12 protein-coding genes and 1 other RNA gene are annotated in these 14,564 nt (G+C 68.7%); 2 read left to right on the top strand and 11 right to left on the bottom strand.

What is annotated here, in order from left to right; genetic code table 11:
• Window positions 1-80: 80 nt before the first annotated feature.
• The 10 genes from flhA to JKL49_RS06025 all read right to left on the bottom strand — a co-directional run bounded on the left by flhA (window position 81) and on the right by JKL49_RS06025 (window position 11,509).
• Window positions 81-2,180: a flagellar biosynthesis protein FlhA gene (gene flhA / locus JKL49_RS05980; RefSeq protein WP_215338967.1), complete on the bottom strand. Its 2,100-nt coding sequence runs from the start codon at window positions 2,178-2,180 to the stop codon at window positions 81-83.
• 62 nt (window positions 2,181-2,242) lie between these two features.
• Window positions 2,243-3,613: a sigma-54-dependent transcriptional regulator FlbD gene (gene flbD / locus JKL49_RS05985; protein ID WP_215338968.1), complete on the bottom strand. Its 1,371-nt coding sequence runs from the start codon at window positions 3,611-3,613 to the stop codon at window positions 2,243-2,245.
• Window positions 3,614-3,641: 28 nt separating this feature from the next.
• Entirely contained in the window at window positions 3,642-3,977 is a 336-nt protein-coding gene (gene fliN / locus JKL49_RS05990; RefSeq protein ID WP_215338970.1) for a flagellar motor switch protein FliN, read from the bottom strand.
• Between the two features lie 5 nt (window positions 3,978-3,982).
• On the bottom strand, window positions 3,983-4,636 hold the full coding sequence (locus JKL49_RS05995) for a FliH/SctL family protein (RefSeq protein WP_215338971.1): 654 nt from the start codon (window positions 4,634-4,636) through the stop codon (window positions 3,983-3,985).
• On the bottom strand, window positions 4,636-5,667 hold the full coding sequence (gene fliG, locus JKL49_RS06000; protein ID WP_215338973.1) for a flagellar motor switch protein FliG: 1,032 nt from the start codon (window positions 5,665-5,667) through the stop codon (window positions 4,636-4,638). The genes JKL49_RS05995 and fliG overlap by 1 nt, the downstream gene beginning before the upstream one ends.
• Window positions 5,667-7,328, bottom strand: a complete 1,662-nt coding sequence (fliF, locus tag JKL49_RS06005; RefSeq protein WP_215338975.1) for a flagellar basal-body MS-ring/collar protein FliF — start codon at window positions 7,326-7,328, stop codon at window positions 5,667-5,669. The genes fliG and fliF overlap by 1 nt, the downstream gene beginning before the upstream one ends.
• A 157-nt stretch (window positions 7,329-7,485) precedes the next feature.
• A complete protein-coding gene (locus JKL49_RS06010; RefSeq protein ID WP_215338977.1) occupies window positions 7,486-9,648 on the bottom strand; it encodes a serine hydrolase domain-containing protein in 2,163 nt (720 codons plus the stop codon).
• A 113-nt stretch (window positions 9,649-9,761) separates the two neighbouring features.
• Complete coding sequence (locus JKL49_RS06015) at window positions 9,762-10,541, bottom strand: C13 family peptidase (RefSeq protein WP_215338980.1); 780 nt, start codon at window positions 10,539-10,541, stop codon at window positions 9,762-9,764.
• Window position 10,542: 1 nt separating this feature from the next.
• Window positions 10,543-11,007 carry a PaaI family thioesterase gene (locus JKL49_RS06020; RefSeq protein ID WP_215338982.1) on the bottom strand — a complete coding sequence of 155 codons (465 nt, stop codon included), beginning with the start codon at window positions 11,005-11,007 and terminating at the stop codon, window positions 10,543-10,545.
• A gap of 10 nt (window positions 11,008-11,017) precedes the next feature.
• The gene (locus JKL49_RS06025; RefSeq protein ID WP_215338984.1) at window positions 11,018-11,509 is read right to left on the bottom strand and encodes an SspB family protein; all 492 of its coding nucleotides are present in this window, start codon (window positions 11,507-11,509) and stop codon (window positions 11,018-11,020) included.
• A 168-nt stretch (window positions 11,510-11,677) separates the two neighbouring features.
• Here JKL49_RS06025 and JKL49_RS06030 point away from each other — a divergent pair, with 168 nt between their 5' ends.
• Together JKL49_RS06030 and JKL49_RS06035 are read left to right on the top strand one after the other, a co-directional pair.
• The gene (locus tag JKL49_RS06030) at window positions 11,678-13,048 is read left to right on the top strand and encodes an MBOAT family O-acyltransferase (protein ID WP_215338986.1); all 1,371 of its coding nucleotides are present in this window, start codon (window positions 11,678-11,680) and stop codon (window positions 13,046-13,048) included.
• A gap of 9 nt (window positions 13,049-13,057) precedes the next feature.
• The gene (locus JKL49_RS06035; RefSeq protein ID WP_215338988.1) at window positions 13,058-14,158 is read left to right on the top strand and encodes an alginate O-acetyltransferase AlgX-related protein; all 1,101 of its coding nucleotides are present in this window, start codon (window positions 13,058-13,060) and stop codon (window positions 14,156-14,158) included.
• Window positions 14,159-14,178: 20 nt separating this feature from the next.
• Here the strand turns inward: JKL49_RS06035 and ssrA are convergent.
• Window positions 14,179-14,541, bottom strand: a transfer-messenger RNA (tmRNA) gene (ssrA, locus tag JKL49_RS06040).
• Between the last annotated feature and the right edge of the window lie 23 nt (window positions 14,542-14,564).

Here is a 14,564-nt window from a genome sequence, read left to right on the forward strand (position 1 = left end):
TCGGAGCTGACAATCGCCCCATGGGCGAAACCGCTACCAGTGGAAAAGCGCGCCTGCAACGGCGCACACGTTGTGCGGGGCTAGATCGTCCCGACGGTCTTGAGCCGCGCCTTGGGATGCACCTCGTTCTGGCTCATCACCGGCGTCTGGCCGCGGAAGCGTTCGATGATCGAGCGGACATAGGGGCGGACCTGCGGGCTGGTGAGCAGCACCGGTGAGTCGCCGTTCAGCGCGGCCCGTTCGAAGGTGTCGCGGACGCCGCGGATGAACTCCTGCAGGCGCGACGGCGCCAGCGCCAGCTGCTTCTCGTCGCCCGACCCGATCAGGGCGTCGGCGAAGGCGTTCTCCCACTCGGCCGACATGGTGATGATCGGCAGGGCGCCGTCGTCGCCGCGGTGGGCGAAGGACAGCTGGCGGGCCAGGCGGCCACGGACCTGTTCCACCAGCAGGGTGATGGACTGGGTGTGCGGCGCGGCCTCGCCGATGCCTTCCAGGATTGAGGGCAGGTCACGGATCGAGACCCGTTCCTTCAGCAGCGACTGCAGGACGCGTTGGATGGTGGTGGCCGAGACCACCTGGGGCACCAGGTCTTCCACCAGCTTCTTCTGCTCGGCGGGCAGATCCTTCAGCATCTTCTGCAGCTCCGCGTAGGAGAGCAGGTCGGGCATGTTTTCCTTCAGGATCTCGGTCAGGTGCGTGGTGAGCACGGTGGCCGGGTCGACGATGGTGTAGCCGCGGAAGGTGGCTTCCTCGCGCAGGCTGTCGTCCACCCAGGTGGCGGGCAGACCGAAGGCCGGTTCGCGGATGTGTTCGCCGGGCAGGTCCACCTGGCCGCCGCGCGGGTCCATGGCCATCAGCGAGCCGAGACGGACCTCGCCACCGCCGGCCTCCATCTCCTTGATGCGGATCATGTAGCCCTGGCTGGGCAGGCGCATGTTGTCGAGGATACGCACCGCCGGCATGACGAAGCCGTAGTCGGTGGCCAGCGTCCGACGCAGGGCCTTGATCTGGTCGGTCAGGCGACGGCCCTCAAGGTCGTTGATCAGCGGCAGCAGGCCGTAGCCCAGCTCGATCTTGATCTCGTCTATGGCCAGGGTCTGGCTGATCGGCTCTTCGGATTCCTCGGCGGTGGGCGCCGCCACGGTGAGCGAATTCGATTCCGCCGCCGCCGGCTTGGTATGGCCTCGCCGCCAGGCCAGCACGCCCGAGGCGATGGAGACGATGGCGAAGGGGATGATCGGCATGCCCGGGATCAGGGCCACGACGCCCGCGGTGGCCGAGACCATGCCGAGCGCGATGGGGTTCATGGCCAACTGGGTGACCAGCGCCTTGTCGGCCGAGCCGTCGACGCCGGCCTTCGACACCAGGAAGCCCGCGGCGATGGAGATGATCAGGGCCGGGATCTGGCTGACCAGGCCGTCGCCGATGGTCATGATGGTGTAGGTGGAGGCGGCTTGCGCGATCGGAACCTTGTGCTGGATCACCCCGATCAGAATGCCGCCGATCACGTTGATCGCGACAATCACGAGGCCGGCGACCGCGTCGCCGCGCACGAACTTCGAGGCGCCGTCCATGGCCCCGAAGAAGGTCGATTCCTGCTCCAGCTCCTTGCGGCGCTTCTTGGCCAAGTCCTCGTCGATCAGGCCCGAAGACAGGTCGGCGTCGATGGCCATCTGCTTGCCGGGCATAGAGTCCAGGGTGAAGCGGGCCGCCACCTCGGCGATCCGGCCCGAACCCTTGGTGATGACCACGAAGTTCACCAGCACCAGGATGGCGAAGACGATCAGGCCGATGGCGAAACTGCCCCCGGTCATGAGGTGGCCGAAGGCCTCGATGACCTTACCCGCCCCGTGCGCCCCCTCGTGGCCGTGACCGAGGATCAGGCGGGTCGACGCGATGTTCAGCGCCAGTCGGAACAGGGTGGTGACCAGAAGCACCGTCGGGAAGGCGGTGAATTCCAGCGGCCGGCTGATGAGCAGAGAGGTCATCAGGATCAGCACCGCGCTGGTGATCGAGATCGCCAGCAGCCCGTCCAGCATGAACGCCGGGATGGGCAGGATCAGCAGGACGATGACGCCGATGACGCCGATGGCCAGGGCCACCTCGCCACGCGCGATCCAGCTCCACACCTCTCCGGCGGAGGGGCGGTTCGTACCGTAACCTGCGGGGACGTCAGCCATGGGTGGAATCCGAAGCGCCCGCCCTCTGACGAGGGCAGGCGGAAAGCGAAGAGATCAGGCGACTAGGCGGCGTGGGCGCCCATGCCCTGTGGCGCGGGGACCGAGACGCCGGCCTCGCTGTATTCCTTGAGCTTGTTGCGGAGCGTGCGGATGGAGATGCCCAGGATGTTGGCCGCGTGGGTGCGGTTGCCCAGGCAATGCTCCAGGGTGTCGATGATCAGCTGCTGTTCCATGGTCGCCACGGTCTGTCCGACGAAGTTGCGGGTCGCCGATTCCGCGGCGGTCGCGGCGGCATAGGCGGTGCGCGAGCCGGGGTCGGGGGCGGCCAGGGGCTGGCCGTCGGGCAGGCGGATGGCGGCCTCGTCAATCTCCGGGCCGATGGCCAGCAGGACGGCGCGGTGCATGGCGTTTTCCAGCTCGCGCACATTGCCCGGCCAGCGGTGGCCGGCCAGGCGGCGCTTGGCCTCCCCCGACAGCGGACGTTCGGCCACGCCATTGGCGGCGGCGTACTTCTTGACGAAGAATTCGGCCAGGGCGACGACGTCGCCGGGCCGCTCGCGCAGGGCCGGCAGGCGCAGGTTCACGACGTTGAGGCGGTAGAGCAGGTCCTCGCGGAAGGTGTGATCCTTCACGGCCTGGACCAGGTCGCGGTTGGAGGTGGCCAGGATGCGGATGTCCACCTTCACCGGCTTGGAGCCGCCGACCCGGTCGATCTCGCGCTCCTGGATGGCGCGCAGCAGCTTGGCCTGCAGGCGCACGTCCATCTCGGAGATTTCGTCCAGCAGCAGGGTGCCGCCGTTGGCTTCCTCGAACTTGCCGATGCGGCGGGCGAGTGCGCCGGTGAAGGCGCCCTTCTCGTGGCCGAACAACTCGCTCTCCAGCAGGTTCTCGGGGATCGCCGCGCAGTTGACCGAGATGAAGGGCTTGGAGGCCCGGCGTGACTTCTGGTGCACGTAGCGGGCGATGACCTCCTTGCCCGAGCCGCTTTCGCCGGTGATCAGGATGGAGGCTTCCGAGCCCGCCACCTGGTCGGCCAGCGAGATCACGGCCTGCATGGCGGCGTCGCGCACCACCATGGGCTTGTTGTCGTCGGAGACCGCGGCCAGCACCGCGGCGATCATCTCCGCCTCGGGGGGCAGGGGGATGAACTCCTTGGCGCCCGCGCGGATGGCGTCGCCGGCCCGCTTGGGATCGGCGTCGACCCCGCAGGCCACCACCGGCACCCGGATGCGCTCGGCCTCGTTGGCCGCGATCAGGGCGGCGATGTCGAGGTCATAGTCCACCAGCAGCAGGTCGGCCCCCTGGCCCGCGCGCAGGGCGTGGGTGCAGGCCGCGATGGTCTCCACGTGGCTGACCTTGGCGCCCGCCGACATCGCCATCTTCACGGCGGTGGACAGTTGCCCGTTCAATTTTCCGACGACCAGAAGCCGCATATCAAATCTCCTCAGACTCCAGGGGCCGTCAGGCCGCCGAGTCCCCGTCCTTGATGATTTCCGTCATGGTCACGCCCAGGCGTTCGTCGACGATGACGACCTCGCCCCGGGCGACCAGGCGGTTGTTGACGTAGATGTCGATGGCCTCGCCGACCTTGCGGTCCAGCTCCAGCACGCTGCCGGAGCTGAGTTGCAGCAGCTGGGCCACCGACATGGTGGCGCGGCCAAGGACCGCGGAAATCGAGACCGGGACGTCGAAGACCGGCGCCAGGTCGGTGGCGGTCTTGTCCTCCATGTCCATCGACATGTCGGCGAGCGGATCGCCGGGGGCGAATTCGTCGAGCTCAAGTCCGTTCTCGGCCATGGGGATTAGCCTTCACTTCCAGGAATAAGGGGTTCGGCGTGCAGGCCCTCGGCGGCGAGCGCCGCTTCCAGGACCACCGCCACGCGCTCGGCTGCGGCGCCGGGGTCGTAGGCCGCCGCGCCGTCGCCGAAGTCGAGGGTGAAGGCGGCGTGGCCGAGGCCCGCCGCCGGCTTGATGTGGATGGCGCCGGCATAGCCGATGCCCTGGGCGACCTCCGCCAGCAGGGGCTCGAGCGCGACGGCGAGGTCGGGGTTGGCAGACACCACCAGGCGCGGCGCGGCCTCGATTTCGCGGGCCAGCGATTCCAGGGCCGCCTGGATCGGGGCCTCGGGGAACCGCAGCAGGGCGGCGTCGGCGATGGCCTTGGCGCAGGCAAGGGCCAGGTGGGCCGAGCCCAGCCGGTGTTCGTGTGCGACCTCGGCCAGGGTGGGCAGGGCGGCGCGGGCGGCGTCGGCGATACGCGACAGGGCCTGGGCCTGCAGGGCGGCCGTGGAGGCCAGGCCCTGGCTCTCGCCGGCGGCGAAGGCGGTCTGGCGCACGGCCTCGACCTCCTCGGCGCTGTAGGAGCGCTTCGGCCGCGGCTGGGCGAAGGCGACGTCGCCCGCGCCGTCGAACACGGTGTCGAAGCCGAACTTCTCGTGAGGGATATCGCTGGCCATCAGTAGATCAGCTCATCGTCGCTGCCGGCCCCGGCCAGCATGATCTCGCCCTTGGCGGCCAGGTCCTTGGCGACCTGCACCATGGCCATCTGCGCCTGGTCGACGTCGCGCAGACGCACCGGGCCCATGCCCTCCATGTCCTCGCGCATGATCTTGGCGGCGCGCTCGGACATGTTGGAGAAGAACATCTCGCGCAAGCTGTCGGACGAGCCCTTGAGGGCCAGGCCCAGCTGGTCCTTCTCGACGGCGCGAAGCAGGGTCTGGACCCCGCCGGGGTCGAGCTTGGACAGGTCCTCGAAGACGAACATCAGGGCGCGGATGCGCTCGGCGCTCTCGCGGTTGCGCTCTTCCAGGGCCGCGATGAAGCGCGCCTCGGTTTGACGGTCGAAGGCGTTGAAGATGTCGGCCATCATCTCGTGGCTGTCGCGCTTGGAGGTGCGCGCCAGGTTGGACATGAACTCGGTCCGCAGGGTCTGCTCGATCTTGTCGAGGATCTCGCGCTGCACCGGCTCCATCCGCAGCATGCGGGTGACGCACTCCAGGGCGAAGTCTTCCGGCAGAGCGCCCAGCACGCGGGCGGCGTGGTCGGACTTCACCTTGCTCAGCACCACGGCGACGGTCTGCGGGTATTCGTTCTTCAGATAGTTGGCGAGCACCGCCTCGTTCACGTTGCCCAGCTTGTCCCACATGGTGCGACCCGCGGGACCGCGGATCTCCTCCATCAGGGTGTCGACCTTCTCGGCCGGCAGGAAGGCGGCCAGCAGGCGCTGGGTCTGCTCGAAGGAGCCCATGATCGCGCCGGCGCCGGACATGCCGGAGATGAAGTCCACCAGCAGCTGCTCGACCACCGAGGCCGCCACGTTTCCGAGGCCGGCCATGGCCTGGGAGATCTCCTTGATCTCCTCGTCGTCCAGCTGCTGCCAGATGGTGCCGTGGTCTTCGCCGAGCGCCAGCAGGATGACGGCCGCCTTCTCCGGCCCGCTCAGGCGGGTGACGTCGGTGATCGCCTTGCCTTTGGAGCCGACGGCCATCAGGTGGTCTCATGCAGCCAGGTGCGCAGCAGCGACACCGACTCTTCTGGGTGGGTGTCGACGAACTCGGCGACGCGCTTGACGGAGGAGGCCTTCACCTGGCCCTCGATCCGGGCGATGTCGATCCGCGACTCCAGCTCGTTGCCGGGGCCGGGCAGGGCCAGCGACTGGCCGGTGTTGGGGTCGACGGCGACCTGCATGGGTTGGCCGTCGGCGGTGGTGATGATGCGGGTCATCTGCGGGGCGCTGGCCATGGTCAGGGCCGGCAGGCCGTTGCCCACGACGCCGCCGCGACCGCCGCCGCCGCCAAGCATCGGTCGGACGACGAAGATCATCATGGCGAGCGCCACGATGGCCATCACCCCCAGCTCGGCGGCGCGCATGATGTCGTTCTTGTCGAAGCCCATCAGCGGGCTGGCCGCCGTCACGCCGTCGGCGTCGACCGTGGAGGGGAAGCGGACATTGACCACCGTCACCTGGTCGCCGCGGGCCTGGTCGTAGCCGACCGCGGTGCGCACCAGCTGTTCCAGGCGCTGCATCTCCTGGGCGCTGCGCGGGGTGTAGGCGCCGGGCTTGCCGTCCTTGCCCGGCGCGGTGATCCCGTCCACGGCCACGGCCACGGAGATGCGCTTCAGCTGGCCGGGCTCCTTCACCTCGGTCCGCGTGGTCTTGGAGATCTCGTAGTTGGTGGTGGATTCGGTGCTGCCGCTGTTGGAGACGCTGTTGTCGGTGTCCGCGCCGGGCGCGCCGGGGATGTTGGCGGCGGCGGAGACCTGTCCCGAGGAGGTCGGGCTGTTTTCCTTGGCGGTCTGTTCGGTGGTGGATTCCGACCGGATCACCTGACCGTCCGGATCAAACTTTTCCTCGGCGATGGTGATGCGCGACAGGTCCAGGTCGGCGGTGACGTTCACCCGGGCCTTGCCCGCGCCGACCATACCCTCGACCAGGGTCTTGATGGTCTTGGTGATGCGCTGTTCGACGTCGCTCTTGCGGCCGTCGGCGGCCATGGCGTCGCCGGCCTCTCCGCCCGAAAGGGTCTTGGCGTGCTGGTCCACCACGGTGACGCGGTCCGGCTTCAGATTGGGAACGGCGCCGGCCACCAGGTTCTGCATGGCGCGGACCTGGTCGGCGCTGGGCTCGCGGCCGCCAACCCCGATGCTGACCGAGGCCGAGGGCTGTTCAGCCTCTTCCTCGAACAGTTCACGCTTGGGCAGGACCAGGTGGACGCGGGCCGAGGTGATGCCGTCCAGGGCCTGGATGGTGCGGGCCAGCTCGCCTTCCAGGGCGCGCTGGCGGTTGAGCTGCTGGACGAAGTCCGTCTGGCCCATGGCGTTGGCGTTGTCGAAGATCTCGTAGCCCACCGAACCCGACGTCGGCAGGCCCTTGGCCGACAGCAGCAGGCGGGTGGAGGCCACCTCGTCGCGGCCGACCATGATGGTGGAGCCGTCGCCCTTGACCTCGTATTTCACGTTGGCCTGGTCGAGGGCCGCAGTGATCGAGCTCGCCTCCTTCAGGTCCAGGTTCGAATAGAGCAGGGATTTGGGCTGGCCGAGGTTCATGGTCAGGGCGACAACCGCCGCGACCACCCCGATGCCGACCCCCAGCATGGCGGCGAGACGTCCGATACCGAACCGTTGCAAGGCGGCGACGAAACTGTTCAACGCGAGGCCGTCCCTGTTTCCAAAGCGGGGGGCCGTCACAGAATGCGCCCGCCGCTAGGCAGGATTTACCCAGTGCTTGGTAAACGAGCCGTTTACATCTGAGCGCCGCTGTCCCCGGACTGGGGACGCGATGTCGCAGGAGGGCTCGGGCTCGGGCCTATCCGCCCCAGGGGGTCAGCGCGCCCCAGAGGCCCAGGACCACCGAGAAGGTCGTGTAGAGCAGCACCGTGAAGGTGAAGCCCGCCTTGCGCGCCTGGGTCCAGCTGTCGACCCGGCGGCCGCCGCGCCAGACGGCGGGTACGATGAGCACGGTGCCGAGCGTCATCAGGGCGGCGACGAAGGCGCAGGCCGAGGCGATCACCAGAGTGGGGCCCGGCCAGCCGTACATGACGTTGGCGAGGTCGCGGGTCTTCGAGACCCAGACCAGGAACAGCACCATCGAGGTCAGCCACAGGGCGGCCTGGATATTCTGGATCAGGCTGGCCTGGCTCTGGATGCCGGTCTCGCGGAATTCGCGCCGATTGCGCATCAACACCGCGCCCAGGGTCGCCGCGGCGGCGAACGCTGTCAGACCTGCCAGGATCAGCAGGTTGGAGGGCCGGTTCCAGAAGCCGGTGCGTTCGAAGGTGGTGACGCCGTCGGCGCGGCTGAAGCTGATGGCCTTTCCGTCCTGGATGTCGAAACTCAACCGCTCGGCGCCGGCGGCCGAGATGAACCGCCCAGCCAGCGGGTCGCCCTCGGGGACCCAGCTGCGAGCGGCCTCGCCCATGCCGCCGGACGTGACGAGGCGGCCGTCGTCAGTGATGCTGACCGAGACGCCGTTGATCACCTTGCCGACAAAGGACTCCAGGCCGCGATAGGCCCGTCGCGTTCCGAGATAGTAGCCCTCATAGACCGCGCGACTATCGACCAGCGCGGCGACGCCCTTACGGGGGAAGGGCATGGGGGCGGCGTAGAACTGCGCCACGATACGCTCGGGCAGGCGCGTGGCCAGGGCGCCGCCGGTCTCGGTGTTGGTGCTGATGAAGACGCCCAGCTTCAGGTCAGGCGCCACCACCATGTTGGACAGGAAGGACAGGGTGCCGCCGGCATGTCCGAAGCCCTTGTGGCCGCCGGGCAGGTCATAGGCCATGAAGCCGTGCGGCCAGCCGTTGATCCCTGGCGCCGTGCGCCGTAGCGGCGTGCTGAACGCCCTGGCCGCCGCGGGGCCGTAGATCGTCGCCCCATCGAGGCCGCCGCCATTCAGCAGCATCTGCATATAGCGCGCCATGTCTCCGGCGGTGGAGGAGGCTGAGCCCGCCGGGGCGACATGGCCGACATATTCGTAGGGCCGGGCGCTGTAGCCGGTGGGCGTCCAGCGATAGCCTTCTGATAGATCCCCCTGCAGGGCCTGGGGCATTGGAGCCGGCAGGCCGGGCTTGGCGGGACGGGCTTCGCGGAACGTGGTGTGGTTCATGCCGAGCGGTAGGAGGATCTCCTCCTCGATCAGCCGCTCGAAGGGTTTGCCGGAGACGTAGGATACCGCCTCGCCGGCCAGGGCCGCGCCATAGTTGGAATAACTGGCCACCGCGCCCGGCGCGTGGACGCGGCGCGGGCGCTCCTGGCGCAGATAGGCCGCCAGCGGCCGTTCGCGGTTGGGGCTCTTCTCGAAAAGCTGGCCGAGCGTCCGGTCCTCGAAGCCCGCGGAGTGGTCCAGCAGGTTGCGGACGCGGATCGGGGTGTGGAAGCCCTGGTCCTTCACCTGAAGCTGCTCGGGCAGGTACAGGTTGATCGGCTGGCCCAGGCGGATGCGGTCGGCCTCGACCTCCTTCATCAGGGCGATCCAGGTGAAGGTCTTGGAGATTGAGCCTACCCGGAACAGGGTGGTGTCCGGATTGACCTTGCGGGCCGGCGACAGGCTGGCGAAGCCGTAGCCCTTCTTCAGCACCACCTGGCCGTCCTGGATTACCGCCACGGTGACGCCGGCGATATGCTCGCGGTCCATGGCGTCCTTCACCACGCCGTCGACATAGGCCTCGAGCTCAGCCGGCGGCAGGGCCTGGCCCGCGGCTAGGCGGGCGCCCGCGGGGGTCAGTGGCGCAGCCGGGGCGAGGGTGGTCAGACTGGGGATCGTGACGGAAGCAGCGCCGGGCTTCGCGGCGGCGGGACGCACGGTGGCGCGGACCGCGGGCTGGGCGGGCCGCTTCAGGGCCTCGTAGGGCACGGGTCCCTTGGGATTGGCGGCGGCGGTCGCCGAGGACGCGGCCGCATCCTGGGCGGCGGCCGGAGCGGCCAGGAGCAGGAGGAGCGCGGCGAAGGCGGCTTTGGCGACGGAATTCATCGGAGAGATCGGCTTCGGGTGAAGGGCTGGCGCGAGACCTCCTTGTAGAGACGCCTGCGCGCTCTTCAACCCGGCGCCTGACCGTAAGGGAAGACAGGTTGTCACCCCTGCCATCACCCCTTCGGCGGTGGACCCACCGGGAACGGGTACAGCGGCAGCATCGGGCGCAACTGCGGGCCGATCCAGACCTGGGGTTCGGAGGGCGGCGTCATGCCCTCCTTCTTCTCGCGGGCGGCCACGCAGGCCTGGACTTCCTTGGCCAGGCTCGGGAAGTCATGGGCCGCTGAACTCGACTGCAGGAAGCATTCGTCGAAGAACGGATACTTGTTGGCCTCGCCGCAGCCGAAGGAGGTGCGGTCGGGCCGCGCGGCGGTCAGGATCATGCGGTTGGGCTGGGCCAGATCCGGGATGAAGACGCCGGAGAAGCAGGCCGAGATCACCACCACCGTCGGACGCTGGCCGCAGGTGCGGTCCAGGATCGCGCCCAGCAGGGGCGGGGGTAGGATGCTCTGGTCCACCAGCACCCCCTGCGGCGCGCCGTGCGAGGAGAAATAGACCAGGCAGCCGCCCTGGGCCTTGGGGGCGATCTCGGTCAGGGCCTCGTAGATGGCCTTGGGGCTGGACTTGCCGGCCTTGACGTCCTTGTAGCGCTCGGGCCGGACGGAAAGCTGCCGCAGGTTGGCCTTGTCGAAGCCGATCCGCTCCAGTTCCTGGGAGACATCGCGGCGCGCGTTGTCGAAGGCTTCGGAAGGGCCGCCCGAGTGGGCGTGCCAGTCGCCGGCCACGACCACCGCGGCCCAGTCGGAGAAGGGGCCCGTCGCCGCAAAGGCCGGGGCCGTCCAGCCGAGCAGCAGGACGATCAGGACGCCGAGGAAACCGCGGCGCGCGCCCATGCTACTTCTTGTAGCTCTGGAAGGGGGTGGGGACCGCCGTGCCCGTGGCCTTGGCCACCAGTCGGCCGTCGGCGTCGTAGAGCTCGCCCTCGGTGAAGGCGATGGTCCGCCCCCACTTGGCCACCCGGCCGATACCCTTCAGGACGCCAGGCATGGCGGGGCGGAAGAAGGTGGTCTTCATCTCGGCGGTAGGAGCGACATGGGTCATGCCCGAGGCCACCATGCAGGCCGTCGACATGGCCTCGTCCAGCATGGCGCAGAGGTAGCCGCCCTGGATCTGCTTCATCGGGTTGAGCAGCAGTTCGGCCCGGGCCTCGAAGGCCACCTCCACCGACTTCTCGGCCTGGCTGACGGCCACCATGCGGAAGCCCAGGGTCTGGGAGCCGGTGGGCTGGTTCTTGGAACGCAGGAAGCGCGCCAGGATCGCCTCGTCGGTCAGGGCCTCCGGGGCTGCGACGTCGGTCATGGTCGGGGGCTCACTTCTTGCGGAATTGGTCCAGGGAAACGACGTTGGCCGCTTCCGGATCGACATCGGCGGCGTCCGTCGCGGGCGCGGCCTTCTCGGCGGCCGGAGCCCGGACCTCGCCGGCCACCGGCGTGGGCTCGAAGGACAGCAGGAACTGGACGCTGGGGTCGTAGAACCGGGTCACCGCCGCATAGGGCACAGACAGCCGCTTGGGCTGGCCGCCGAACTTCAGGGTGACGGAGAAGAAGGTCTCGCCGGGCGCCAGGTCCCAGTACTGGTGCTGCAGGACGATGGTCATCTCGTCCGGGTACTTGCCCAGCAGGTCGGCGGGGCCGGAGACCCCGGGCGCCTCGCTCTTGAAGGTGATGTAGAAATGGTGCGCCCCCGGCAGGCCGTCGGGAGCCGCGGCGCGCTTCAGGGCGGCCTTGACCACACCACGCAGCGCTTCCTGAGCCATCGCCTCGTAGTGCATCTGGTCTTGGGCCGGCGGGTCCTGAGCCATGGTGTCTCCGAGGGGCGATAGGTAACTTCACAAAGGGTAACGCCTCCCGGCGTCCGCGCAAGGCGGCAGGCGAGTCAAAACGCGCGCTGCGTCGTCGGCGCCACGCGCTTGGCGGACATGGCGGATGCCCCTATTGCGGAATCTGTCCGGGGGCCGCCGTCCAAGACCATGCTGTTTGCATCGCCGACCTTCCTGTTCGTCTTCCTGCCGCTGTGCCTGGCGGCCTATTTCGCCAGCCCGTCGACGCCGGCGAAGAACGCCGTCCTGCTGGCCGCCTCCCTGGTGTTCTACGCCTGGGGCGAGCCGGTCTTCGTCGTGCTGATGGCGGCCATGACTCTGGTGAACTACGCCGCGGCGCTCGCCATCGACGCCCGCGACGGCGCGGCGCGCAAGACCGCCCTGGCCCTGGCTGTGGCGATCAATCTCTCGACCCTGACGGTGTTCAAGTATGTGGGCCTGATCGCGGTCAGCGCCGGGCTGCCGGACCCACAGATCCCCCTGCCGCTGGGGATTTCCTTCTTCACCTTCCACGGCCTGTCCTACCTGATCGACACCTACCGGCGCCGCTTCCCCGCCAATCGCGATCCGGCCCAGGTGGCGCTCTACATCGCCCTGTTCCCGCAGCTGATCGCCGGGCCCATCGTCCGCTACAAGACCATCGCGCGCCGGCTCGCAAGCCGGCGCCACAGCCTGGGGCGGGCCTCGGCGGGCATGCGGCTGTTCATCATCGGTCTGGCGCAAAAGCTGCTGATCGCCGACCCCATCGCCCCCCTGGCCGACGCCGTCTTCGACCACGCCAAGGCGCCCGGACTGATCGAGGCCTGGCTGGGGGCCGGCGCCTACGCCCTGCAGATCTATTTCGACTTCGCCGGCTACTCGACCATGGCGATCGGTCTGGGCGTCATCTTCGGCTTCTCCCTGCCACGCAACTTCCGCACGCCCTATGCCTCGGCCTCGATCACCGAGTTCTGGCGGCGCTGGCACATCAGCCTGTCCACCTGGTTCCGCGACTATCTCTACATCCCGCTGGGGGGCAATCGCGGTCCGGCCTGGAAGACCTGGCGCAACCTGATCGTGGTCTTCCTGCTGTGCGGCCTCTGGCATGGGGCGGCCTGGACCTTCGTGCTCTGGGGCGCGTGGCATGGGGTCTTCCTGGTGATCGAGCGGGCCGGGCTGGGCCGCCTTCTGGCCAGGCTCCCGCGCATGATCGGCTGGGTCTATGCCTTGGCCGCTGTGACCCTCGGCTGGGTGCTGTTCCGCAGCCATGACCTCGGGCGCGTCCTCGACCTCTGGACCGGCATGGCCGGTCTGCGCGGGCTCGGCGGCCTGCAGGCCCAGACCGATGCGGCGCTGCAACCCCTGCATCTGTGGCTGGTCCCGCTGGCCGGCCTGCTGGCGGTGTTCGGCCTGCCCAGGGCCGTGCGCAGGCTCCAGGGCCTGGCCTGGGCCGATGCGGCGGGGATCGTGATCCTGCTGGCGCTCTGCCTGCTGAAGGTCGCCTGGGGCGCCTATAGCCCCTTCCTGTACTTCCGGTTCTAGGGGGCCGCCATGCTGATGACCCGCCCCCGCCGCTATCTGGTCCTCGCGGTCCTGGCCGTCCTGGTCGCGCCGGTGCTGGCCATGCCCTTCGCACCGTTCAAGACGGTGTCGCTGCAGGAGAACCGCCGCTTGGCGTCCGCGCCGACCATGCCGACCACGGCGAGCGAATGGCGCAAGCTGCCCCGCGTCCTCGACGCGTATCTCGCCGATCACTTCGGCTTCCGCGACCCCCTGATGCGCGCCGCCGCCAAGCTGCAACGCAAGCTGGGCGGGGAGGGGGCCGCCGCCGCCGCCGTCACCGGCCACAAGGGTCAGATGTTCCTGGTGGACGGCTTGCTGCGTTCCACCGGCCAGGATGTCGATCCCGCCCGCGCCGCCGACTACGCCGCCTTCGTCTGCGAGGCCATGAGCAAACTGCCCGGCGTGACCGTGGTGGCCAGCCTCGCCCCGTCGCCGGCCGAGATCGAGCCGGACCTGGCGCCCGACTGGGCGGGACCGGCCAAGTCCCCCACCGAGTACGACCTGATCCTTGCGGGCCTCGCCCAATGCGGCGTCACCGCCGTGGACCTGCGCCCCGTCCTGCGCGCCGCCCGCGCTGACGGACAGGCCTATCGCCAGCTCGATAGCCACTGGTCCTTGCGCGGGTCACTGATGGCCTACGGCCAGATCGTCGAGGCCATGGGGCAACCCGGCTGGCGCATCGATCCGCAGGCGCTGTCCTGGGCCACCGTCGCCCTCGACAACGGCGACCTGCCGCGTCTGGCCGGCCAGCCCCAGGCCATCGAGCAGGTGGAGGTCTATGACGCCACCGCCCTGCCGCCTGGCGTCGCCCGCGCGCCGATCCCAGGCCTGGAGGCGCGCTCAGCGCAGCCCTTCGTCATCGACACGGGTAAGCCCGGCCCCACGGTGCTGATTGTCGGCGACAGCTTCACCGCCGATCCCATGCCGCCCTATTTCGCCGCCCACGTCGGCAAACTCGCCTGGATCCACGAGGACCGCTGCACCTTCGACTGGCGGGTGATGGCGCAGGTGAAACCGGACTACGTGCTCTTCCTGCCCGCCGCGCGCGAAGCCGTCTGCGGCGGCGCCCGGCCCGCGCACTTCAACTGAGAAAACGAGGACGGGGGAAAGGTGGAGGGCTTCTGTTGCAAGGCGCCCTCCGGGCCCCGCCTAGCGCTGCTAAGACGCTAGGAGTTTAGGTCGAAATCTATCGGGTCGCTTACGCGGCCAAACGGACTTCTTCAGCGAAGTTATCGTTCGCATTTAGATAAAGGCCCGAAACGGTGGGCCAAGCCGGAAGAAAGCAACACCTTTAGACGTCTGTCGATGCTGATCGGCCCCGCACTTGCCCGCGATAACCGGGGGGAAGATTGGTGGAGCCGCCGGGAATCGCACCCGGGTCCAGTCCGCTTATTACGAGCGCGTTTATCCTCATAGTCGGGCCGAAACCCGACCCCGCACATATAGGCCCGATTGGTTCAGGATTGAAGAACCGATGGAAAAAACAGGTCTCCTG

The organism is Phenylobacterium glaciei, assembly GCF_016772415.1.
In the GTDB taxonomy this organism is placed as follows: domain Bacteria; phylum Pseudomonadota; class Alphaproteobacteria; order Caulobacterales; family Caulobacteraceae; genus Phenylobacterium; species Phenylobacterium glaciei.